The sequence below is a fragment of the Azospirillum largimobile genome, from assembly GCF_977007025.2.
Genome location: NZ_CDRMUA020000004.1, coordinates 723,170 through 744,731, shown reverse-complemented (window position 1 = coordinate 744,731; position 21,562 = coordinate 723,170). Strand labels below are relative to the sequence as shown.

Here is a 21,562-nt window from a genome sequence, read left to right as displayed (position 1 = left end):
GGGCGATTACTGCGCCGGCTGGTCCGGCCGCTCCGCCGACTGGGCGGCGCCGCTGCCGCTGACGCGCCAGATGGCGTTGCCGACATCGTCGGCGACCAGCAGGGCGCCCTTGCCGTCCAGGGTGACGCCGACCGGGCGGCCTTGCGCCTTGCCGTCCTTGTCGAGGAAGCCGGTCAGCACGTCCACCGGCTCGCCGGCCGGCTTGCCGTCGCGGAAGGGCACGAAGATCACCTTGTAGCCGCTGGGCGGCTCGCGGTTCCACGAGCCGTGCTGGCCGATGAAGACGCCCTGCTGCAGCGATTGCGGCAGCTCGCCTGCCCGCGAGAAGGCAAGCCCCAGCGACGCGGTGTGCGGACCCAGCGCATAGTCCGGCGCGATCGCCTTGGCGACCAGATCGGGGCGCTGCGGCTCCACCCGCTGGTCGACATGCTGGCCGTAATAGCTGTAGGGCCAGCCGTAGAAGCCGCCATCCTTCACCGAGGTCATGTAATCGGGGACAAGGTCGCTGCCGATCTCGTCGCGCTCGTTGACGGCGGTCCACAGGGCGCCGCTGGTCGGCTCCCAATCCAGCCCGTTGGGGTTGCGCAGGCCGGAGGCGAAGATGCGGTGCGACCGCGTCTTCAGATCGATTTCCCAAATGGCGGCGCGGCCTTCCTCCGCCTCCATCCCATTCTCGGCCACGTTGCTGTTTGAACCTGTGGTTGCATACAGCTTGGTGCCGTCGCGGCTGGCGATGATGTTCTTGGTCCAGTGATGGTTCAGCGGCCCGCCCGGCAGGTCGACGATCTTCTCAGGCTGTGCCGTGATGCGGGTGTCACCCTCCTTGTAGGGCACCTTCACCACCGCATCGGTGTTGGCGATGTAAAGGTCGCCGCCGACCAGCGCCATGCCGAAGGGGGAGTTCAGCCCCTCCAGGAAGGCTTCGCGGACATCGGCCTTGCCGTCGCCATCGCTGTCGCGCAGCAGGGTGATGCGGTTGGCGCTCGGCGTCTTGGCGCCGGCCTTGTCCATCACCAGCCCCATGACCCAGCCCTTGATGCCCTTGCCATCCTCCGGCTTGGGCGGGGCGTTGGTCTCCGCCACCAGTACGTCGCCGTTGGGCAGGGCCAGCATCCAGCGCGGATGGTCCAGCCCGGTGGCGAAGGCGGTGAGGCTCAACCCCTGTGCCGGCGTCGGCTGCGCCCCCTGCGGCCAGCCGATGGCGTCGGCGATGTTCACCGTCGGGATCAGGGTGGATTTCGGTTCCGGCAGGGTCGGGTTGGGGCCGGTGCCGGCTGACACCGGCAGGCTCGCCTGTTCGCCGCAGCCGGCAAGCGACAGGACCGCGACCGTCGCGGAAAGCATGAGGGCAAGCCGAGAGGAGCTACGCATGCGCCGGAATCCCGCGTCTGTGGGCGTGGAGGGGGTACCCACGATCAACGTCCGGGCGGGCGGGTTGGTTCCGGCGCGGCCTTCAGTTCCGTTTCGCCAGCCCCCGCAGTTCAGTGGCCAGGGCGGCGGCCAGCCGGTTCCCGTCGCACAGCGGCCCGTCGGCCATGCGGGGGCGCAGGCTGCGGCGCATCTCCGCCAGACGCTGCGGGGCGGAGGCCAGGGCGACGGCGCGCTCGACATAATCGGCCGGATCGGCGGCGACGCAGCCCTCCACCCCCGCCACGGTCAGGAAGGCCAGCGAATGGCGGCTGGAGAAGGTCTCCCCCGGCAGGGTGACGACCGGCACGCCCATCCACAGCGTCTCCAGCGTCGTGGTGCTGCCGGCGAAGGGGAAGGGGTCGAGCGCCACGTCGACCGAGGCGCACCAGCGCATGTGGTCCAGGCTGCTGCTGGCGCCGACCATCGTCACCCGGTCCGGCTCGATGCCGGCGGCGGCCAGCCGGTCGCGCCACAGCGCCGCGGTGGCGGGGCAGGACAGCGCCTTGGTCTTCATCAGCAGGCGCGCATCCGGGACCCGGTCCAGGATCGTCGCCCAGGCCGCCAGCACCCCGTCGTTCAGCTTGGTCAGGATGTTGAAGCTGCCGAAGGTGACCGGTCCGCCCGACAGGCTGGGCGGCGGCGTCAGCGGCAGGAGATCCTCACCTCCCGGCGGGTCGTAGGCGATGAAGGCGTCGGGCATGCGCAACACCCGCTCCGCATAGAAGCTCTCCATGCCGTCCGGCACATGGTGACGGTCGGCGACCAGCGCATCCATCGCCGCCAGCCCGGTCGTCGCCATGTAGCCGGACCACGCCACCTGCACCGGCGCCGGCTTGCGCGCGAAGACGCCGGGCCGGCCGCGGGCGTTGTGTCCGGCAAGGTCGATCAGCACGTCGGGCCGGTCGTGGCGGATCTGGGACGCCACCTCGGCGTCGGTCAGGCCGGCCACCGGCGTCCAGCGCGCCGCCGCCTTGCGGAAGCGCTCCGTCACGTCGTCCGCTTCCGTCTGGTTGGCATAGAGCAGCAGGCGGACGTCATGGCCCGGCAGCGCCTCCACCGTGCGGACGGCGAACAGGCCGGCGGGGTGGCGGCGGAAATCGCCCGACAGGATGGCGACGGTCAGCGGTCCCTTTCCCGCAGCTCCGCCCGAGGACCCGCGGCCGGGCTTGACCCAGCGCCCGCGGTGCGGCGCGCCGTGGATCGCATCCCAGGCCCGGTGCGCCTCCAGCACCGCCGCCGCCGTCACGCCCGGCCGGAACAGCTGGAGATAGGCAAGGTTGGAGCGCACGCCCGCCAGACCGGGGTCGAGCGCCAGCGCCCGCCGGTTCCCGGCCTCCGCCGCGTCGAGCATCCCCTGGCCCTGCCGCACCAGCGCCAGGTTGGCATGCGCCTCGGCCAGCGCCGGGTTCCAGGCCAGCGCCGCGGCATAGGCGTCGGCCGCCGCACCCAGCCGGTCGGCATGCTGGCGCACCTCGCCCAGCCGCAGCAGGGTAGCGGGCAGATCCGGCCGGGCGGCCACGGCATGGCGGGCAGCGCGGTCCGCCCCGTCGCGGTCGCCCAGCGCCAGCCGTGCCGCCGCGAGGTTGGCGTGTGCCGCCGCATGATCGGGGCGCAGCGCCAGCGCGCGGGCCAGCGCCGCCGCGGCCTCCTGCGGCCGGCCCAGCGACAACAACAGCCCGCCGCGGTTGGCATGCGCCTCGACGAAGCCGGAATCGTCGGCGATGGCGGCGCGGTAGGCGGCATCGGCCTCTGCCCGGCGGCCCAGCGCCGTCAGCACGTTGCCCAGGTTGAAACGGGCGCGGGCATAGCCGGGACGCCGCACCGCCGCCTGCCGGAAAGCGGTCGCCGCCTCCTCCAGCCGCCCCAGAGCCTCCAGCGCGTTCCCCATGTTGTAGAGCGCCTGGGCGAAGTCCGGCCGCAGCCGGATCGCCTGCCGGTGGGCGGTCACCGCCTCCTCCAGCCGGCCGAGCGCCTTCAGCGCGCTGCCGAGATTGTCGTGATAATCTGCGACCCGGTGGTTCTGCTGGATGGCGCCGCGGATCAGCGAGACCGCCCGTTCCGGCTGGCCCGACTGCAGATGGACCACGCCCAGCAGATGGGAGGCGTCGGCATGGCCGGGTACGGCGTCCAGCACGGCATGATACATGGCGGCCGCCTCTGCCAGCCGGCCGGCCTGATGATGCGCCACCGCGGCAGCCATCGCTTCCTGGATCGTCGCCATGCTAACCGTCATACCGGTTGCCGGGGACCCGCGCCAGCGGTTTTCCAGCCACTGACGCCGGAGCGACGGCTTTCCAACGCGACCGTCCTCCTCCCTCTCCCCCCCGGGGAGAGGGTCGGGGTGAGGGGGATGCACAGTTTGGATTTTCGAGATTTCTCGCCGCGTTTCCCCCTCACCCAACCCCTCACCCCAACCCCTCTCCCGCAAGGGGAGAGGGGCTTTCTCGGCGTCCACTGATCATGCCCCCGGTTTTCAACACTTGACCCGGCGGGCCGGGGCGGTCAGCTTGCCGGCCGTATACAGCCCCGGCAGCCGCCCGTGAATCGACGCCCATGAACCGACTGCAACGGTACCTGTTCCGCAACCTGCTGATCGCCACCCTCTATTCGACGGCGGGCCTGACGCTGACCATCTGGCTCAGCCAGTCGCTGCGCCTGATCGAGATCGTGGTCAGCGCCGGCGCGCCGATGGGCATGTTCCTGTGGCTGCTGCTGCTGACGGTGCCGACCTTCCTCGGCATCGTCCTGCCGCTGGCGCTGGTCGGCGCCATCCTGTTCACCTACAACAAGATGGCGACCGACAGCGAGCTGGTGGTGATGCGCGCGGCCGGCGTCGGGCCGCTGTCGTTGTCGCAGCCGGCGCTCGTGCTGGCGGTCGGGGTGATGGCCGTCGTCCTCACCCTGAACGTCTGGATCACCCCCGCCGCCCACCGCGAGCTGGTGCGGATGGAATACACGGTGCGCAGCGACTATTCGCAGCTGTTCCTGCGCGAAGGCGTCTTCAACGAGGTCGGCGACCATTTCAGCGTCTTCCTGCGCGACCGCGACGCCGATGGCAACCTGCACAAGGTGCTGATCCATGACGGGCGCCAGCCGGACAAGCCGGTGACGATCATGGGCGATCGCGCCGTGATGCAGACCGGGCCGGAAGGCACGCGCTTCGTCGTCTATGACGGCAACCGGCAGGAATTGGACCGCAAGACCAGCCGGCTGTCGCAGCTGTTCTTCGACCGCTACGCCGTGGACCTGAAGGCGGTGGCGCCGCAGGCGGCGGAGCGCTGGCCCGATGCCCGCGAACGCAGCACGGCGGAACTGATGACGGGCGACGTGCCGGCGCAGGACGACCGCATGCGCCGCGGCCTGATCGCGGAGCTGCACCACCGCTTCTCCTCGCCGCTGCTGGCCCTGACCTACGCCCTGGTGGCGCTGTCGGCGCTGCTGTCGGGCGAGTTCAACCGGCGCGGCCAATCCTCCCGCGTGACCATCGCCGTCCTGCTGGTGATGGGGTTGCAGGCGGGGGCGCTGGGCCTGACCAGCCTCGCCGGCAAGGCGACCGTGTTCGTGCCGCTGATGTACGCCATGCCGCTGGTCATGTTGCTGCCGGCGCTGTGGGTGATGTCGCGCGGGCTGATGCTGCGGCCGGGGCGCCGGCATTCCGCCGGCGATGCTGCCGGCCGCGCATCATGAGCCGCATCCTGTTCATCACGTCCAACCGTCTGGGCGACGCCGTGCTGTCCACCGGGCTGCTCGACCACCTGACGCATGCCTATCCGGACGCGCGGCTGACCATTGCCTGCGGGCCGCTGCCGGCGCCGCTGTTCCGCTCCGTGCCGGGGCTGGAGCGGCTGATCCCGCTGGCGAAGCGCTCCTACGCCCGGCATTGGCTGCGGCTGTGGCTGGACTGCGTCGGCACCCGATGGGACCTCGTGGTCGATCTGCGCAACTCGGCGGTCGGGCGGCTGGTGCCGGCCCGTCGGCGGGTCTTCCACGCCAAGCCACCCCGTCCGATGCACAAGGTGGAGGAGAATGCCGCCCTGCTCGGCCTGTCGCCGCCGCCGGCCCCACGCCTGTGGATCGACGATGCGGCACGGCGGCAGGCCGATGCCCTGATCCCCGCCGGGACCGGGCCGTTCCTGGCGATTGGGCCGACCGCCAACTGGCTGGGCAAGGAATGGCCGGCCGACCGCTTCGCCCGGCTTGCCCTGCGGCTGACGGGCCGAGGGGAGGGCCAGGGTGGAGCGCTGGAGGGCGCCCGCGTGGCCGTGCTGGCCGCCGGGCCGGAGCGGGAGCGGGCGCGGCCCGTTCTCGACGCGCTGGGCGACCGCGCCATCGACCTGACCGGCCGCACCGACCCGATGGCCGCCGCCGCCTGCCTGGAGCGGGCCGCCCTCTATGTCGGCAACGACAGCGGTCTGATGCACATCGCGGCGGCGGCCGGGGTGCCGACGGTGGGGCTTTTCGGTCCCGGCTATCCCGCCATCTACGGTCCCTGGGGGCCACGCGGACGGGTGGTGGTCAGCGAGGTTCCCCAGGCCGATCTTCTGGCCCGTGTCGCCGCCGATCCCAATGCCCGTGGCCTGATGGACGGCATCGGCGAGGACCGGGTGGCGGAGGTCGCCGCCGCACTCCTGGCTGAAGCGCATAGGACTTGTGACCAGTTTGCGGCAACGCCCGCCGGAGCGGCCGAAGTACCCCCGTTGCGTTGACAAAGCCGGCCGGATAACCGACACTTCGACGACTATGCAAAGGGGCAGCTCCGCCCCACCGGATGGGTTTTCCCCCGAGGGTTTGGAATGAAGCCGACTCCCACCTACGCCAACAAGCCGACCTCGGACAATCCGCGCGACGTCGAGGCTTGGGCCCTGGCGGAAGCGGCGCGCCGCATCATCGCCGCCAGCCATGCCAAGGACGAAAAGGCCTACCGCGAGGCACTTCAGCTGAACCAGCGCCTGTGGACCATCTTCCAGGCGGCGATCACCGAAGAGGATTGCGGCCATCCGCCGGAGGTCCGGACGAACATCGCGGCCCTGTCGCTGCTGGTCGACCGCGAAACCACCAACCGCCTGATCGACCTGGATTTCAGCAAGATCGACACGCTGGTCAACATCAACCGCAACGTCGCCAGCGGCCTGACCGCCCAGGGCCAGTTCATCGCCGCCCAACAGGCGACCCAGCCGCATGCGGGCGCGCCTCAGGCCGCCGCCCCGCAGGCTCCGGCTGCTCCCCAGGCCGCCCCGGCCGCCGGCCAGCCGCCCGCCGGCATGCGCCCCGCCGTGCCGCCGCGCCCGATGACCACCCCCGACGCCGCGCCGGTCAACCGCGAGTCCCTGCGCATCTCGATCTGACCGGCATCCGAACGACACGAAAAAGGCCGGCGCTCCCGTGGGGCGCCGGCCTTTTTGTTGGCCTCACTCCGCCGGAACCTCGCGTTCCAGTTCCTCCAGCCAGATCCGGGCATTGCCGTCGGACGGCGCCCGCCAGTCGCCGCGGGGGGAGAGGGAGCCGCCGGCCGTCACCTTCGGGCCGTTCGGCATCGCCGAGCGCTTGAACTGGCTGAAGCCGAAGAAGCGGCGCAGGAAAACGCGCAGCCAGTCGCGGATCTCGGCCGGGCTGTAGGCGCGGCGCTTCTCCAGAGGATAGCCCTCCGGCCAGTCGCCCTTTTCGACCTCGGACCAGGCATGGCGCGCCAGGAAGGCGATCTTCGACGGGCGGAAGCCGTATCGCAGCACGTAGAACAGGTTGAAGTCCTGCAGGTCGTACGGCCCGACCACGGATTCGGAGCTTTGCAGCGCCTTGTCCGACCCGGCAGGCACCAGTTCCGGCGAGATTTCCGTCTTCAGGATGGCGTCGAGCGTCTCCGACACCTCCTGCTGGAACTGGCCGGTGCGGCTGACCCAGCGGATCAGGTGCTGGATCAGCGTCTTCGGCACACCGGCATTGACGTTGTAGTGGGACATCTGGTCGCCGACGCCATAGGTGCACCAGCCAAGCGCCAGTTCGGACAAATCGCCGGTGCCCAGAACGATGCCGTTGTGGTGGTTGGCGAGCCGGAACAGGTAATCGGTGCGCAGGCCCGCCTGCACATTCTCGAAGGTCACGTCATACACCGCCTCGCCGCGGGCGAAGGGGTGGTCCATGTCCTTGAGCATCTGGTTGGCGGCCGGCCGGATGTCCAGCTCCTGCGCCGTCACCCCCAGCGCGGTCATCAGCCGCCAGGCGTTGGACTTGGTGCCCTCGCTGGTGCCGAAACCGGGCATGGTGTAGGCGAGGATGCCGCTTCGGGGCAGGTCCAGCCGGTCCATGGCGCGGGCGGCGACGATCAGCGCGTGGGTGCTGTCCAGCCCGCCCGAGACGCCGATCACCAGCTTGCCGATGCCCGTGGCGCGCAGGCGCTGCACCAGCCCGGCGACCTGGATGTTGTAGGCCTCGTAGCAATCCTGCTCCAGCCGCTCGGCGCTGGCCGGGACGAAGGGCAGGCGCGGCACCACGCGCAGCAGCCCGACATCGGCCTCCGGCGCGTCCAGCCGGAAGGAGACGGTGCGGAAGCCGCCGACGGCGGATCCGTGCAGGCGCCGGTTGTCGTCGAAGGTGCCCTGGCGCAGCCGTTCCTGCCGCAGCAGGTCCAGATCCACGTCGGCCACCGCCATCTGGGCGCCGTCGGGAAAACGGTCGGTCTCCGCCAGCTTCTCGCCATTCTCGAAGATCGAGGTCTGGCCGTCCCAGGCGAGGTCGGTGGTCGATTCCCCCGTTCCGGCCGACGAATAGAGATAGGCGGCGAGACAGCGCGCCGACTGCGATTTCGCCAGCAGCCGGCGGGTGTCGGACTTGCCGATGGTGATGTTGCTGGCCGACAGGTTGGCCAGCACGGTGGCGCCGGCCAGCGCGGCCATGGTGCTGGGCGGCGCCGGAACCCACAGATCCTCGCAGATCTCGGCATGCACGACCAGCCCCGGCTGGTCCTCCGCCGAGAACAGCAGGTCGGGGCCGAAGGGCGCGGTCAGGTCGCCGATGCGGATCGTCCCCCCGTCGGTGCCGGTGCCCGAGGCGAACTGCCGCCGTTCGTAGAATTCCCGGTAGTTCGGCAGATGCTGCTTCGGCACCACGCCCAGCAGTTCGCCCCGGTGGATCGCCACCGCCGTGTTGTAGAGCCGCCCGTCATACAGAAGCGGCGCGCCCACCAGCAGCAGCGGCATCAGTCCGGCCGAGGCCTGCACCAGATCCAGGATCGCCTGTTCCACCGCGTCGATCAGCGGATCCTGCATCAGCAGGTCGTCGATGGCGTAGCCGGACAGCGCCAGTTCCGGGAACAGCGCCACCGCCACCGACTTGTCGTGGCAGGCGCGCGCCGCCTCCAGGATGGCCGCGGCATTGGCCGCCGGGTCCGCCGGGGTGCAGCGCGTCGTGCAGGCGGCCACCCGCGCGAAGCCGTGCCGATAGATCGAGGTGAAGCTCATGACCCGTCCCTGCTGCCATGCCTGTTCCTGACGCACCACGATACGGCGCCGGGGCATGAAACATAGCAGGAATTTCCTCGGCGTCAGGTCCCCGCAGCAGGCTATCCGGCGGGAAGGCCTCAGGAGTGCTTTAGACACGATACATTCGTTATAAAACCAAGGTCAAATCGATAGTTCAATCGGACATCTCCAGTTAAAATGACGGGGTTGGAGTATCACTGCCTCCGACAGCCAAGTTGACCAATGCAGGTGCGTTGGATATAGCCGGAGCTCGTTTGCACCGTGAGTCGGCTGACCGACGCCAGAAGGACTCGTTCACCATCGTGCCATCGGATATGCCGGTCACGCAGCCTGACCAGACCGACGCCGCACAGCGGCAGACGGATGCCGCACCTCTGCCGCCCACCTCCCCGCAGAACGTCCCCGCCGATGAGCGCACGGGCACGGAGGACCAGCCGGAGAAGTCCTGCTGCATCGTCGGCCTCGGCGCCTCGGCCGGTGGGCTGGAGGCGCTGCAGCGCTTCTTCGACGCCGTGCCGGGCGACAGCGACCTCGCCTATGTCGTGGTCCAGCACCTGTCTCCCGTGCACAAGAGCCTGATGGTCGACCTGCTGGCCAAGCACACGGCGATGGAGGTGGTTCAGGCGACCGATGGCGTTCCGGTCCAGCGCAACACAGTCTATCTGCTGCCGCCCGGCAAGCACCTGACCATCGAGGATTGCCGGCTGAGGCTGACCGCCAAGGATGCCGGCAGCGGCATGAGCCTGCCGATCGACATCTTCCTGACCGCCCTGGCGCGCGACCAGGGGCCGCTTGCCATCGGCGTGATCCTGTCGGGCACCGGATCCGACGGCACCCGCGGCCTGATGGCGATCAAGTCCGCCGGCGGTTTCACCGCCGTGCAGCAGCCGGAAACCGCGCAGTTCGACGGCATGCCGCGCAGCGCGCTCGCCACGGGCCAGGTCGACGCAACCCTGCCGCCCGACGAGCTGCCGGCCCGCCTGATCGACCATGCGCGCAAGGCGCTGGCCCGCGCCCGTCCGGCGGCGAACCGGCGGCCACGTGGCGGCCAGAACGACCAGGGCGACGACCCGCTGGCCCAGATCATCGCGGTCATCCGCTCCGTCACCGGGGTCGATTTCTCCCACTACAAGCTGGCGACTCTGCTGCGGCGGATCGAACGGCGGATGCAGGGCGCCGGCCTGGAGTCGATGGACGAGTATGCCGCCCTGCTGCGGCGGAACAGCGCCGAGACGGTCAACCTCTACAAGGAGATGCTGATCGGCGTCACCCGCTTCTTCCGGGACGAGGCGGCCTTCCGCATCCTGGCCGACCGGGTGATCCCCAGCCTGCTCGCCAACCGCAGCCCGACCGACCTGATCCGCGTCTGGGTCTGCGGCTGCGCCAGCGGGGAGGAGGCCTATTCCCTCGCCATCCTGTTCGCCGAGGCGCAGGAACGGATGGGCCGCAGCTTCGACGTCAAGATCTTCGCCACCGACATCGACCAGGACAGCATAGAGTTGGCGAGCCTCGGCGAGTATCCGCGCGCGATCGCCGAGGACGTGTCGCAGGAACGGCTCGCCCGCTTCTTCACCGCGCGGGGCGAATCCTATGTGGTGTCGCGCGATCTCCGCCGGATGGTGGTGTTCGCCGCGCACAACATCATGCGCGACCCGCCCTTCACCAAGATCGACCTGCTGAGCTGCCGCAACCTGCTGATCTACATGGACCAGCCGTTGCAGCGCAAGGTGCTCAGCCTGTTCCAGTACGCCCTGCGGCAGAGCGGCTTCCTGTTCCTCGGCACCAGCGAGACGCTGGGCGATCTCCAGTCGGATTTCCACACCGTCGACAGCCGCAACAAGATCTTCCAGAGCCTGCGCGCCGGGTCCTTCCGGCTGTCGCGGCTGCTGGTTCCGACGGTGGCGGCGCCGCTGGCCCGCCACGGCGACGACGTCTCGTCACCGGGGATGGAGGAGGGGGCGGCGATCGACGAGGCGATGGCCGCGCTGATGAAGGCCTATGTGCCGCCCTGCCTGCTGGTCAACGAACAGATGAACATCATGCATGTGTTCGGCGACGCCTCCTCGCTGCTGAAGGTCCCGCCGGGCGAGGCGACGCTGAACGTGCTGAAGATGCTGCCGTCTTCGGTCGCCATGGTGACGGGCACCGCGCTGAACCGCGCCTTCCGCTCGGGCGAGGAATTCGCGCTGTCCAACATCCCGGTGAAGGACCGCGAGGGGGTCGCGGCGCTCAGCCTGCGCGTCCAGCCCTATGTCGCGCGCAAGACCGGGCGCCGCTTCGCCCTGGTGGTGCTGGACCGCGCCAACATGCTGCCGCTGTCGGTGCCGGATTCCGACTTCGACCTCAATGCCGACGCCGCCGAGCGCATCCGCGGGCTGGAGCAGGAACTGCTGTCGCGCGGCGAGAACCTGCAGGCGACCATCGAGGAGCTGGAAACCGCCAACGAGGAACTTCAGGCCACCAACGAGGAACTGCTGGCCTCGAACGAGGAACTGCAGAGCACCAACGAGGAACTGCAGTCGGTCAACGAGGAGCTTTACTCCGTCAACGCCGAATATCAGGCGAAGGTGGAGGAGCTGACGGAGATCACCAACGACCTGGACAACCTGCTGCGGTCCACCGAGATCGGCACGGTTTTCCTCGACGACGACTTCGTCATCCGCCGCTTCACCCCGGCGGCGGCCAGCTTCATCAACATCATTCCGCGCGACATCGGCCGCTCCATCGCGCATCTGTCGACCAACATCGACTATCCCGGCTTCCTCGCCGACATCAGGAAGGTGTTCGGCGGGCGCGAGGCGATGGAACGCCATGTCCGCGTCCATGACGGCCGCTGGGTGCTGACCCGGATCCTGCCCTACCTGACCGACAAGAGCCAGGTGGCCGGCGTGGTGGTGACCTTCGTCGACGTCACCGACACCAGGCAGGCGCAGGAGAGGCTGCAGAACGTCCTGGACAGTTTGCCGGAACACATCGCCGTCACCGACCGCGCGGGCCGCATCGTCATGGTCAACGCAGCATGGCGCGGCTTCGCCGAGCGCAACGGCGGCGGAGCCACGGACCGTTGCGGCGTCGGCACCAACTATCTGGACGTCTGCCTGTCGCCGGAGGCGATCACGCAGGGTGGCCGGCAGGACGGCATCGCCCGCGCGGTGCATGACGGGCTGCACCGCATCCTGGACGGCAAGGCCGACGACTTCACCATCGAATATCCCTGCCATTCGCCCGACGCGCAGCGCTGGTTCCTGATGCACGCCACACGCCTGAACGACCATGACGGCGGCATCGTCGTCAGCCACATCAACATAACCAACCGAAAACTGATGGAGTTGAGGCTGGACGACGAAGACGGCTCCAAAGAAAGCGGCGAAGACGGCAGGGGAGGGGGGCGATGACCGAGGATACCCCCGGCGGCCTGCGGCGCCGTGCCGAACACGTGCTCAGCGACGGCCATTTCGAGGCGGCGGACGTCACCGCCACCTCGATGAAGGAACTGCTGCACGAGCTGTACGTCCATCAGGCCGAGCTTGAGATCCAGAATGAGGAACTGCGCGGCGCCCAGCAGGCGCTGGAGGCGTCGCGCCTGCAATATCTCCAGCTGTTCCAGTCGGTGCCGCTCGCCTGTCTGGCGGTGAACGCCGCCGGCATCGTGGGAGAGGCCAACGCCGCGGCCGAGCGCCAGTTCGGCCTGCCGATGCTGCGGCTGAAGGGGCGGCCCCTGACCCTGCTGGTCGACAGCCTCGACCATGGCCGGCTGTTCACCGCGCTGGGCCGGCTGCGCGAGACCGGCGAGTGGGTGCGGCAGGAATTCCGTTACGTCGGGCCGCAGGGAACAGTCATCGACGGGCTGACCGACGCCCGCACCGTGGCGCTGGACGACGGCGACCGCGGCGACGTGCTGCTGACCATCACCGACCTGACCGAACGGAACGCGTGGCTGCGCGAGGTGCAGCAGGCCCGCGACGACGCCGAACGGGCGCGGGCCGACTACCACCACATCCTGCAATCGGTGGGGGACGGCATCCTGGGGGTGGACGCCGACGGGCGCATCCGCTTCGTCAACGCCGCCGCCACGACGCTGACCGGCCATCTCGACCTCGACCTGATCGGCCGCCCGCCGTCCGACCTGCTGGCCGGCCCGGCCCCAGATTCGGCCCCAGATCATGAAAGCGGGACACCCGCCGAAGGCGGTGCCGCCCGCGCGCTGGCCTTGTCGCTCACCGACGGGCGGCCACGCAGCGTTGCCTGCGAGAGGCTGCGGCGGGAGGACGGCAGCACCGTGCTGGTCGAGGTCTCCATCTCACCCATGTTGATGCCCGGCAAGCGCCTCGCCCCGGTGCAGGAGCGTATCCAGGGCGCCGTCGTCGCCTTCCGCGACGTCACCGCCCGCTGGGCGGCGGAAGCGGCGCTGAACCTCAGCGAGCGGCGGCACCGGGTGCTGGTGCAGTCGCTGCACGATGCGCTGACGATGACCGCCGCCGACGGCCGCTGCCTGCTGGCCAACGCGATGGCCGAACGGCTGCTGGGCGGCCCGGCCCGCCCGCTGCTCGATCCCACCGCCGCCGGCTATGATGGGGTCGGGCGGATGGACGGGCATCTGGTCCCGGCCACCGCCCCGACCAGTCTTGTGCCGACCACCGCCGGGCGCCGCTTCATCGACGCCAACGGCAACCGCCTGCATGGGCTTCCCCCCGCGGCGGAAGCCGCGCGCACCGGCAAGCCGGTGGTGGAGCGCATCGTCGGCGTCGTCGAGGGGGAGGAGGCCACCGCCCCGACGCGCTGGCTGCGCGTGTCGAGCCACCCCGTCGCCGACACGGCCGGCCGGGTGGAGGCGGTGGTGTCCAGCGTCGCCGACATCACCGCGGTGAAGGCGCTGGAACGCGAATTGAACGTCGCGTTGGACGCCCGCGAACGCTTCCTGGCCGCGGCCAGCCACGACCTGCGCCAGCCGGTTCAGGCGCTTCTGCTGCTGTCGGACCTGCTGCTGAAGGAAAGCCTTCCGGCCGAGGCCCAGCGGGTGGCGGAGCAGATCCAGTCCTCGCTGGGCGGGCTGGGCGGTATGCTGGACGGGATGCTGGACATCTCCAAGCTGGAGGCCGGTCTGGTCGCGCCGCATCCGGAGCCGGTGGACATCGGCGCGCTGCTGGCCCGGCTGCATGGGGAATTCGCCCCGCTGGCGGAGAGGGGCGGGCAGGAGCTGCGTCTGGTGGCGCCGCCGCTGGCGACGCGGACCGACCCCGGCCTGCTGGAACGGGTGCTGCGCAACCTGCTGTCCAACGCGTTGCGCTATGCCCCCGGCGGACGGGTGCTGCTGGGCGCGCGCCGGCGCGGCGACCGCCTGCAGATCGAGGTGTGGGACAGCGGCATCGGCATCGCCGACCAGCACATCGACCGCATCTTCCAGGACTTCTATCAGGTCGGCAACGCCGCCCGCGACCGCCGGGAAGGGCTGGGGCTGGGGCTGAGCATCGCCAAGCGGCTGGTCACCATGATGGGCGGCGGCATCGACGTGACCTCCTCCCTCGGCCGCGGCAGCCGCTTCACCGTCAGCCTGCCGCTGACCGAGCCCAGCCCCGGCACGCCGGCACGGGCCGGCCAAGCACATGCCGGCGGAGCGGAACCGGCCGCGATGCCCGACGGCAACGAAGACCGGCTGATCATGTTGGTGGAGGATGATGCCGTCATCCGCATGGCGCTGGCCCTGATGCTGGAGGATTGGGGGTTCCGCGTGGCGGAGGCCGGCAGCGGCACCGAGGCGGACGGCCTGCTGGACGAGCTGATCGAGTCCGGGCAGACCCCCGACGTTATCCTCGCCGACTACCGCCTGCCCGAGGGCACGACCGGACTGATGGTGATGGACATGGTCCGCCGCCGCCTGTCGCGCGACGTGCCCGGCGTGCTGCTGACCGGCGACACCTCCGCCGACCGCCTGCGCGAAGCGGCCGGCGCCCAATGTGCCCTGCTGCACAAGCCCATCCAGCCCAACCGTCTGCGCGACACGCTGAGTGCGGCGCTGAACGGGTGGTAAGGATGCTCCTGCATAGAAAAGCCCCTTATGAAACGGAATAATCTATCGAGGTATTTCCCGGCGACGTCTTTTTTGACTCACGTCAATGCTACCATTACAGGAGAAATCAGACTGTACGGACCACGCAGCAAGTGATCGACGGCGGCAAGCGAGACCGGTTCATGTCCACCAACACCGATGCCAGTCTGTTACGCCGGAGGGTTCGCGCCCGCGCCGCCAGAGTGTCGGCGCTGCTGTCGGCCGGTCTGTTCGTCGGCTTCCTGCTGTTGATCGTCGTGTTCGTGGAATACCGCCGTGCCATAGACTGGGTGGACCACACGCACAAGGTGATCTCCACCGTCGAGGAACTGCAGTCCAGCCTGTCCGATGCCGAGTCCAGCCACCGCGGCTATCTGCTGTCGCTGGACCGCCAGTATCTGGTCCCCTATGCCGAGGGTACGGAGCGCAGCCGCAAGCTTCTCGACCGCGTCCAATCTCTGACGGCCGACAACCCGGGGCAGCAGGACAAGGTGAAGTCCCTGCGCACGCTCACCCATGCCAAGCTGGACCGCATGGCGGAAATCCTGCGGCAGGTCGACGGGCCGGGGCTGGACCGGGCGCGGGCGACCTTCCGCGAGGGAACGGGCGCCAGCCTGATGACCGGCATCCGGCAGCTGACCGTCACCATGCGGGCGGAGGAGGATTCGCTGCTCGACCGGCGCAGCCGGCACGCCACCATCCTCGAAATCCTGATGATCGCCTATGCGCTGGTCTTCGTGGCGGTCACGGGATGGCTCGGCACCACCACCGTGCGGCGGCTTGAGCGCGATTACCAGGCCGAGCGGGCGGAGGGGAAGGCCCTTGCCGCCGCCCTCGACGAGAACCGCATCCTGCTCGACGAGGTGAACCACCGGGTGAAGAACTCGCTGCAGATCGTCGCCAACCTTCTGCGGACCCAGGCGCTGCGGCACCACAACGCCGATGTGCGCCAGGAACTGTTGGACAGCAGCAGCCGCGTCCTCGCCATCGCCGAGGTCCACCGCCGCCTGTACGGCGAGGGGGCGGTCTACGACACGGTCGAACTGTCGGACCTGATCCGCAGCATCGCCGAGAACGCCATCCCCGCGACCGCCGCCAGCGAGCCGGCGATGACCATGGCGGTCGACACTCCGCTGCCGGCACCGGTCGACACCGCCGTCCCGGTGGCGCTGATCGTGAACGAGCTGCTGACCAACACCTACAAGCATGCCTTCCCCGATGGGCGGCCCGGCACGATCAGGCTCGGCATGGGGGTGGAGGGGAACGAGGTCCGCATCGACGTGACCGACGACGGTGTCGGGCTTCCCGATGAAGTCGCAAGCAGCGGAGGCGGCGGCTTCGGACTGAACACGGTCCGCAATCTTACGCGGCAAATAAGGGGGCGGTTGGAGATTGAACGTTTGACTCCGGGGACGCGGTTCCTTTTAACTTTCCCAATGAAACCCCGAACGCCTACCCAGGCGTGATTCCCCCGGTATCGTGCAGCATTTACAAGAAAATCAATGAAGATATTGATAATTGAAGATGAGTTCCTGATCGCAGAGGGCGTGTCCCTGACGCTCCAGTCGGCCGGGCACGAGGTTACGGGGATCGCCGAGGATCTGCCCTCCGCCGTCGAACTGGCCAAGCGGCATCCGCCCGACATGGCCTTCGTCGACATCAAGCTCGCCAACGGATCGAACGGGCTCGACGTCGCCCGTGAACTTAAGGCGCTGGGCATCGCCTGCGTCTTCGCCACCGGGAATCCGCCCAACAAGGCGCAGGCGGGCGGGGTCGGCCTGGGTTACATCGCCAAGCCCTTTTCCCCCCGCGTCCTGGTCCAGACCGCGGCCTTCGTCGGCAGCCTGCTCGCCGCCGGTGCCGCCGCCGCCGCTCCGGCGCCCAACGGCTTCGTCACCCTGTAGGGCGCGCCCGGAACCCGGTGAATCAGAACCCGGTGAAGCGCGTGAACGCTTCCGCCGGTTCGCGCTCCGTCGGGAAGGTGTTTTCCGGCGCCGACCAGTCGGCATGGCCCAGCGCCATGCCGCTGGCGATGATCTCGGTGTCGGGCAGGCCCAGGTGGCGGGCGGTGATGGCGTGGCGGTAGCAGAAGGCAGCCTGCGGGCAGGTCTCCAGCCCGAAGCCGCGGGCGACGATCATCACGTTCTGCATGAACATGCCGAGGTCGAGCCAGGCGCCCTTGCCCATGTCGCGGTCGATGGCGAAGAACAGCCCGACCGGCGCCCCGAAGAACAGCCAGTTGCGGCCATGCTGCCGCGCCATCCGCTCGCGGTCGCCCTTGCCGATGCCGATCGAGCCGTAGAGCGCCCAGCCCACCGCCCGGCGCCGGCCCAGATAGGGCTCCCGCCAGCTTTCCGGGTAATAGGGATATTCCGGCACCTCCGGCTCGCCCGCCTCATGGGCGGCCAGCAGATCGGCCGACAGGGCGGCGCGCGCCTCTCCGGCGATGGCGTGGACCTTCCAGGGCTGGATGTTGGACCCGCTCGGCGCCCGCGCGGCGAGGTCGAGGATGCGCAGCACCGTCTCCCGCTCCACCGGCGTCGGCAGAAAGGCGCGGACGCTGCGCCGGCCGGCGACGGCGTCCAGCACGGAGAGGGGAGGGATGTCGCTCATCCCGCCACCTCCACCACCGGTTCGTGCCGGACCGGGAAGTTGACCGAGCGGGCGATGAAGCATTTCTCCGCCGCCTCGTGGTGCAGGGCCATCGCCTTCGCGGCGTCCGATCCCGGCGCCAGCGTCACCCGCGGCCGCAGCACGACGCTGCTGAACTGCCCGCCGCCGTCCGGCCCCTCCTCCATCACCCCTTCCGCCTGGTCGGCATAGGCGGTGACGACGACCCCGGCGGTGGCGCAGAGATGCAGGTACCACAGCTGGTGGCAGGCCGACAGCGCGCCGACCAGCATGTCCTCCGGGTTCCAGCGCGCCGGATCGCCGCGGAAGGCCGGGTCGGAAGAGCCGGGGATCGCCGGCTTGGCGCCGGCGCCGATCGTGTGGTCGCGGCTGTAGGCCTTGTAGCCCGACGTGCCGGTGCCGAGATTGCCGGTCCAGTCGACCCGCACGGCATAGCGGTGTTCCCTGTGCGCCATCCTTCCCTCTCCTTCGCGATCTATTGCATCACCACCATCAGAAGCGCCGGCAGCGCCACGAAAGCCATGGCGGTGGATCCCAGCACCATGCCCGCCACATCCTCCGGCGAATTGCCGTAGCGCAGAGCCCACAGATAGTTGAAGACCGCGACGGGCATGGAGCTCTGCACCAGCACCACGCCGCGCGCCGCCCCGGTCAGCCCCATCGCCCACGCCACCAGCAGCCCCATGGCGAAGCCGGCGGCCAGCCGGAAGGCCGACATCGACAGTGCCCGCACCGCTCCCGACAGCCGCAGCTTCGACAGTGCCACCCCCAGCGAGAACAGCATCAGCGGCACCGCGCAGTTGCCCAGCAGGGTCGTCGTGTTGCCGATCCAGGCGGGCAGGGGAAGCCCGGCCAGTTGGATCGCCACGGCGAGCGCCACCGCGTAGATGGTGGGCGTGCGCGCCATCTGCCCCAAATCGAAGCGTCCCGCCGCCAGCGCCGGCCCCAACGTGAACTGCCCCACCGACATCACCGCATAGAACAGCACGGCAAGGCTGAGCCCGGCCTCGCCGAAGGCGAAGAGGCAGAGCGGCAGCCCCAGATTCCCCGCATTGGGAAAGGCCATCGCCGGCACATAGACCCGCAGCGGCAGCCGCGCCGCCAGCAGCACCGGCACCGACGCCAGCGCGGTCAGCGCCATGCAGGCGGTCGCCGCCGCCGCCATCTCCGCCATCACGTCGGCCGACAGGTGCAGCCGGGTCAGCGCCGAGAACACCAAGCAGGGCGACGACACGTTGATTGCGAAGGTGGTGATGAAGGAGCTGTCGTAGGGAAGCTGCGCGCGCGTCCAGCCATAGCCCAGCGCCGCCACCACGAACACGGGGGCCAGCACGGCGAAGGCATCGGACAGAAGGGCGAGGGTGGGCATGCAATCGCTGGATGGGTGGATGGTCCGCCACGATGACGGCATTCCCCTTCCCCGTCATCCCCCCAAGCCCGAGTTTCAGCGCAAAGCAGCCGCGCGCCGGGGGCAGTCACTTGCGGCTCCCTCTCCCGTCCCGGGAGAGGGAGTCCGCCGCTCGATTCGCCGGCGCGCCCGACGGAACTGTGCGTGGCCTCACCGCCATACACCTGTAGCCCGAATGCAACGCCATGGAATCGATCGCATTTTCGCAATGTTTATCAAGAAGGAGTAACGATTTGTAACGAAGCTTGAGCCATAAGGGGACGCCCACTATGGTGGGATGGCCTCATTCCGCGGATCTGCATGACACCTTCCCCGGGCGCCAAGACCGTTGTTCGACCCCTGAACAATAAGGCGCAGCAAACCAAAAGACAGCCGAACCAGAACAGCCGCCGGTTTTCGCTGCGTTCCGTCCTGCTTTGGATTCTTTTGTTGCTGTCGGCCGGTTTGTTTCTTGCGCTCGCCGCGTTGCCCGTCGGAAGATTTGCGAGCGCCGCGATTTCGGTCGGCGTCGTGGCGGCGGCCTTCGTGCTGGGGCGCTTCGCCCGGCGCTTCTGGCATGCCCGCACGCTGACCGTCCTGCTGCTGGCCTTCGTCACCTTCCGCTATTTCTTCTGGCGGCTGACCGGCACGCTGCCGCCGGTGGACGATCTGGTAAACTTCGTTCCCGGCGTCACCCTGTTCGCGGCCGAAGCGCTGTCCTTCGTGCTGTTCCTGACCTCGCTGTTCGTCATCATCGATCCCGTCGCCCGCGAGCCGTCGGAGCCGACGGGCGATCCCGCCTTCTGGCCCAGCGTCGACGTCTACATCCCCTCCTACAACGAGGAGCCGGAACTGCTGGAGACGACGCTGGCCGCCGCGGTCTGCATCGACTATCCGCGCGACAAGCTGCGCGTCTATCTGCTGGACGACGGCGGCACCGACCAGAAGCTGGCCCATGCCAACCCGGAGCAGGCCGCCGCCGCTTCGGCCCGGCGCGAGACGCTGACCGCGCTGTGCGAACGGCTGCAGGTCACCTACATGACCCGGCCGCGCAACGAGCATGCGAAGGCCGGCAACATCAACCACGCCTTCCAGAAGACCTCTGGCGACCTCGTGCTGATCCTGGACGCCGACCATGTTCCGACGGTGGGCATCCTCAAGGCGACGGTGGGTTTCTTCCAGCAGGATCCCGGCTTGTTCCTGGTCCAGACCCCGCATTTCTTCGTCAATCCCGACCCGGTTGAATACAACCTCGGCACCTTCGAACGGATGCCGAGCGAGAACGAGATGTTCTACTACTCGATCCAGCCGGGGCTGGACCGCTGGAACGGCTCCTTCTTCTGCGGGTCCGCCGCCATCCTGCGCCGTGCGGCGCTGGAGGAGGTCGGCGGCTTCAGCGGCGACACCGTGACGGAGGATTGCGAAACCGCGCTGGAGCTGCATTCGCGCGGCTGGCGCAGCGTCTACCTGCCGCGCCCGCTGATCGCCGGGCTGCAGCCGGAAACCTTCGACAGCTTCATCGCCCAGCGCTCGCGCTGGACCCAGGGCATGATCCAGCTGTTCCTGCTGAAGAACCCGCTGTTCAAGCGCGGCCTGACCATCGCGCAGCGGCTCTGCTACACCAGCACGATGCTGTACTGGTTCTTCTGGTTCTGGCGGCCGATCTTCCTGCTGTCGCCGCTGTGCTACGCGCTGTTCGGGCTGGAGATCTACCGCATCAACCTGCCGGACTTCGCCTGCTTCGTCATCCCGCACGTCTTCGCCGCCGCCTTCCTGTCGCAGTTCCTGCACGGGCGGATGCGCTGGCCGCTGTTCTCGGAATTGTACGAGTATCTGCAGTCCTTCCACGTCTCCCGCGCGGCGCTGGCCACCATGATCCGGCCGCGCGACCCGGTCTTCAAGGTCACCGCCAAGGGCCAATCGGTGGACGAGGACGGCTTCTCCCCGCTGGCGACCCCCTTCATCGTCACCACCCTGCTGCTGGCCGTCGGGCTGGCGGCTTGCGCATGGCGCTACTCCATCTTCCCGGAACACCGCGCCGCCATCGTCCCGGTGGCGGTCTGGTGTTCGCTCAGCTTCCTGCTGGCGCTCGGCGGCCTCGCCGTCGTCTATGAACGCAAGCGCGTCCGCCGCCAGGAACGCTTCACCGTCGACCGTCCCGCCGTGCTGAATCTCGCGGATGGGACCAGCATCGACCTGACCGTCGCCGACGTGTCGGCCGGCGGCGTCGGCCTGCTGGTCGATCCGAAATGGCGCGAGGAAATCTCCCGGCCGGACCAGACACCGGTCCTCACCATCACCGCGACGGAGACGGAGGCGGCGACCACCACCGGCGTGCGCATCTCCCGCATCGAAATGCGCAGCGGCGAACTGGCGGTCGGCGCCGGTTTCGCCCCGCGCGACCGCCAGGACATCGTGGAGATGGCGCGTTTCGTCTTCGGCAACAGCGTCGGCTGGGACGTCTTCCTCGACCGCAAGCGCGTGGCCGCCCCGACCTTCTTCGGCGGGCTGCTGTTCTTCGCCACGCGGGTGGTGCCGCGGCTGGGGCATGTCCTGCTGGCATTGCCGCGCGCCTTGCGGCGCATCCTGAGCTTCCAGGCTCCGTGACGGGCA

14 protein-coding genes are annotated in these 21,562 nt (G+C 69.2%); 8 read left to right on the top strand and 6 right to left on the bottom strand.

Annotated elements, in window-relative coordinates; all coding sequences use genetic code 11:
- Positions 1-6: 6 nt before the first annotated feature.
- Positions 7-1,344, bottom strand: coding sequence for a PQQ-dependent sugar dehydrogenase (locus tag ACWPKK_RS24675; RefSeq protein WP_452009586.1), 1,338 nt, complete (start codon positions 1,342-1,344; stop codon positions 7-9).
- Positions 1,345-1,453: 109 nt separating this feature from the next.
- Positions 1,454-3,631 (bottom strand): O-linked N-acetylglucosamine transferase, SPINDLY family protein, encoded by a 2,178-nt coding sequence (locus ACWPKK_RS24670; protein WP_452009583.1) that lies wholly within the window; start codon positions 3,629-3,631, stop codon positions 1,454-1,456.
- 332 nt (positions 3,632-3,963) lie between these two features.
- Here ACWPKK_RS24670 and lptF point away from each other — a divergent pair, with 332 nt between their 5' ends.
- The 3 genes from lptF (at position 3,964) to ACWPKK_RS24655 (ending at position 6,755) form a co-directional block, all read left to right on the top strand.
- Positions 3,964-5,097, top strand: coding sequence for an LPS export ABC transporter permease LptF (gene lptF, locus ACWPKK_RS24665; RefSeq protein WP_452009581.1), 1,134 nt, complete (start codon positions 3,964-3,966; stop codon positions 5,095-5,097).
- Positions 5,094-6,116, top strand: a complete 1,023-nt coding sequence (locus ACWPKK_RS24660; RefSeq protein ID WP_452009578.1) for a glycosyltransferase family 9 protein — start codon at positions 5,094-5,096, stop codon at positions 6,114-6,116. Before lptF ends, ACWPKK_RS24660 begins: the two co-directional genes overlap by 4 nt.
- Before the next feature lie 87 nt (positions 6,117-6,203).
- Positions 6,204-6,755 (top strand): flagellar biosynthesis regulator FlaF, encoded by a 552-nt coding sequence (locus ACWPKK_RS24655; protein WP_452009575.1) that lies wholly within the window; start codon positions 6,204-6,206, stop codon positions 6,753-6,755.
- Between the two features lie 63 nt (positions 6,756-6,818).
- Here the strand turns inward: ACWPKK_RS24655 and ACWPKK_RS24650 are convergent, their stop codons facing one another.
- A complete protein-coding gene (locus ACWPKK_RS24650; protein WP_452009658.1) occupies positions 6,819-8,864 on the bottom strand; it encodes an NAD(+) synthase in 2,046 nt (681 codons plus the stop codon).
- 323 nt (positions 8,865-9,187) lie between these two features.
- Between ACWPKK_RS24650 and ACWPKK_RS24645 the strand changes: the two genes are divergently transcribed.
- The 4 genes from ACWPKK_RS24645 to ACWPKK_RS24630 all read left to right on the top strand — a co-directional run bounded on the left by ACWPKK_RS24645 (position 9,188) and on the right by ACWPKK_RS24630 (position 16,835).
- A complete protein-coding gene (locus ACWPKK_RS24645) occupies positions 9,188-12,280 on the top strand; it encodes a chemotaxis protein CheB (RefSeq protein ID WP_452009572.1) in 3,093 nt (1,030 codons plus the stop codon).
- A complete protein-coding gene (locus tag ACWPKK_RS24640) occupies positions 12,277-14,913 on the top strand; it encodes a PAS domain S-box protein (RefSeq protein ID WP_452009570.1) in 2,637 nt (878 codons plus the stop codon). Before ACWPKK_RS24645 ends, ACWPKK_RS24640 begins: the two co-directional genes overlap by 4 nt.
- Before the next feature lie 161 nt (positions 14,914-15,074).
- Positions 15,075-16,397, top strand: a complete 1,323-nt coding sequence (locus ACWPKK_RS24635) for a sensor histidine kinase (RefSeq protein ID WP_452009567.1) — start codon at positions 15,075-15,077, stop codon at positions 16,395-16,397.
- Between the two features lie 36 nt (positions 16,398-16,433).
- The gene (locus tag ACWPKK_RS24630) at positions 16,434-16,835 is read left to right on the top strand and encodes a response regulator (RefSeq protein WP_452009564.1); all 402 of its coding nucleotides are present in this window, start codon (positions 16,434-16,436) and stop codon (positions 16,833-16,835) included.
- Between the two features lie 22 nt (positions 16,836-16,857).
- Here ACWPKK_RS24630 and ACWPKK_RS24625 read toward each other — a convergent pair whose 3' ends face one another.
- Genes ACWPKK_RS24625 through ACWPKK_RS24615 form a run of 3 tightly spaced genes read right to left on the bottom strand, consistent with a single transcriptional unit; the run spans position 16,858 to position 18,931 of the window.
- Positions 16,858-17,544: a nitroreductase gene (locus ACWPKK_RS24625; protein WP_452009562.1), complete on the bottom strand. Its 687-nt coding sequence runs from the start codon at positions 17,542-17,544 to the stop codon at positions 16,858-16,860.
- Complete coding sequence (locus tag ACWPKK_RS24620; protein ID WP_452009560.1) at positions 17,541-18,017, bottom strand: OsmC family protein; 477 nt, start codon at positions 18,015-18,017, stop codon at positions 17,541-17,543. Before ACWPKK_RS24620 ends, ACWPKK_RS24625 begins: the two co-directional genes overlap by 4 nt.
- A gap of 20 nt (positions 18,018-18,037) precedes the next feature.
- Entirely contained in the window at positions 18,038-18,931 is an 894-nt protein-coding gene (locus ACWPKK_RS24615; protein ID WP_452009557.1) for an AEC family transporter, read from the bottom strand.
- A 339-nt stretch (positions 18,932-19,270) separates the two neighbouring features.
- Here ACWPKK_RS24615 and bcsA point away from each other — a divergent pair, with 339 nt between their 5' ends.
- Complete coding sequence (gene bcsA, locus ACWPKK_RS24610; protein WP_452009555.1) at positions 19,271-21,556, top strand: UDP-forming cellulose synthase catalytic subunit; 2,286 nt, start codon at positions 19,271-19,273, stop codon at positions 21,554-21,556.
- The last annotated feature ends 6 nt before the right edge of the window (positions 21,557-21,562 follow it).

Excerpts from the sequence above, each read along its gene's own strand:
- ACWPKK_RS24640 (WP_452009570.1), top strand. The coding sequence starts at position 12,277 with ATGACCGAGGATACCCCCGGCGGCCTGCGGCGCCGTGCCGAACACGTG.
- ACWPKK_RS24615 (WP_452009557.1), bottom strand. The coding sequence starts at position 18,931 with ATGCCCACCCTCGCCCTTCTGTCCGATGCCTTCGCCGTGCTGGCCCCC.
- ACWPKK_RS24620 (WP_452009560.1), bottom strand. The coding sequence starts at position 18,017 with ATGGCGCACAGGGAACACCGCTATGCCGTGCGGGTCGACTGGACCGGC.
- ACWPKK_RS24655 (WP_452009575.1), top strand. The coding sequence starts at position 6,204 with ATGAAGCCGACTCCCACCTACGCCAACAAGCCGACCTCGGACAATCCG.
- bcsA (WP_452009555.1), top strand. The coding sequence starts at position 19,271 with ATGACACCTTCCCCGGGCGCCAAGACCGTTGTTCGACCCCTGAACAAT.
- ACWPKK_RS24675 (WP_452009586.1), bottom strand. The coding sequence starts at position 1,344 with ATGCTTTCCGCGACGGTCGCGGTCCTGTCGCTTGCCGGCTGCGGCGAA.
- ACWPKK_RS24635 (WP_452009567.1), top strand. The coding sequence starts at position 15,075 with ATGTCCACCAACACCGATGCCAGTCTGTTACGCCGGAGGGTTCGCGCC.
- lptF (WP_452009581.1), top strand. The coding sequence starts at position 3,964 with ATGAACCGACTGCAACGGTACCTGTTCCGCAACCTGCTGATCGCCACC.
- ACWPKK_RS24630 (WP_452009564.1), top strand. The coding sequence starts at position 16,434 with ATGAAGATATTGATAATTGAAGATGAGTTCCTGATCGCAGAGGGCGTG.
- ACWPKK_RS24670 (WP_452009583.1), bottom strand. The coding sequence starts at position 3,631 with ATGGCGACGATCCAGGAAGCGATGGCTGCCGCGGTGGCGCATCATCAG.
- ACWPKK_RS24650 (WP_452009658.1), bottom strand. The coding sequence starts at position 8,864 with ATGAGCTTCACCTCGATCTATCGGCACGGCTTCGCGCGGGTGGCCGCC.
- ACWPKK_RS24625 (WP_452009562.1), bottom strand. The coding sequence starts at position 17,544 with ATGAGCGACATCCCTCCCCTCTCCGTGCTGGACGCCGTCGCCGGCCGG.
- ACWPKK_RS24660 (WP_452009578.1), top strand. The coding sequence starts at position 5,094 with ATGAGCCGCATCCTGTTCATCACGTCCAACCGTCTGGGCGACGCCGTG.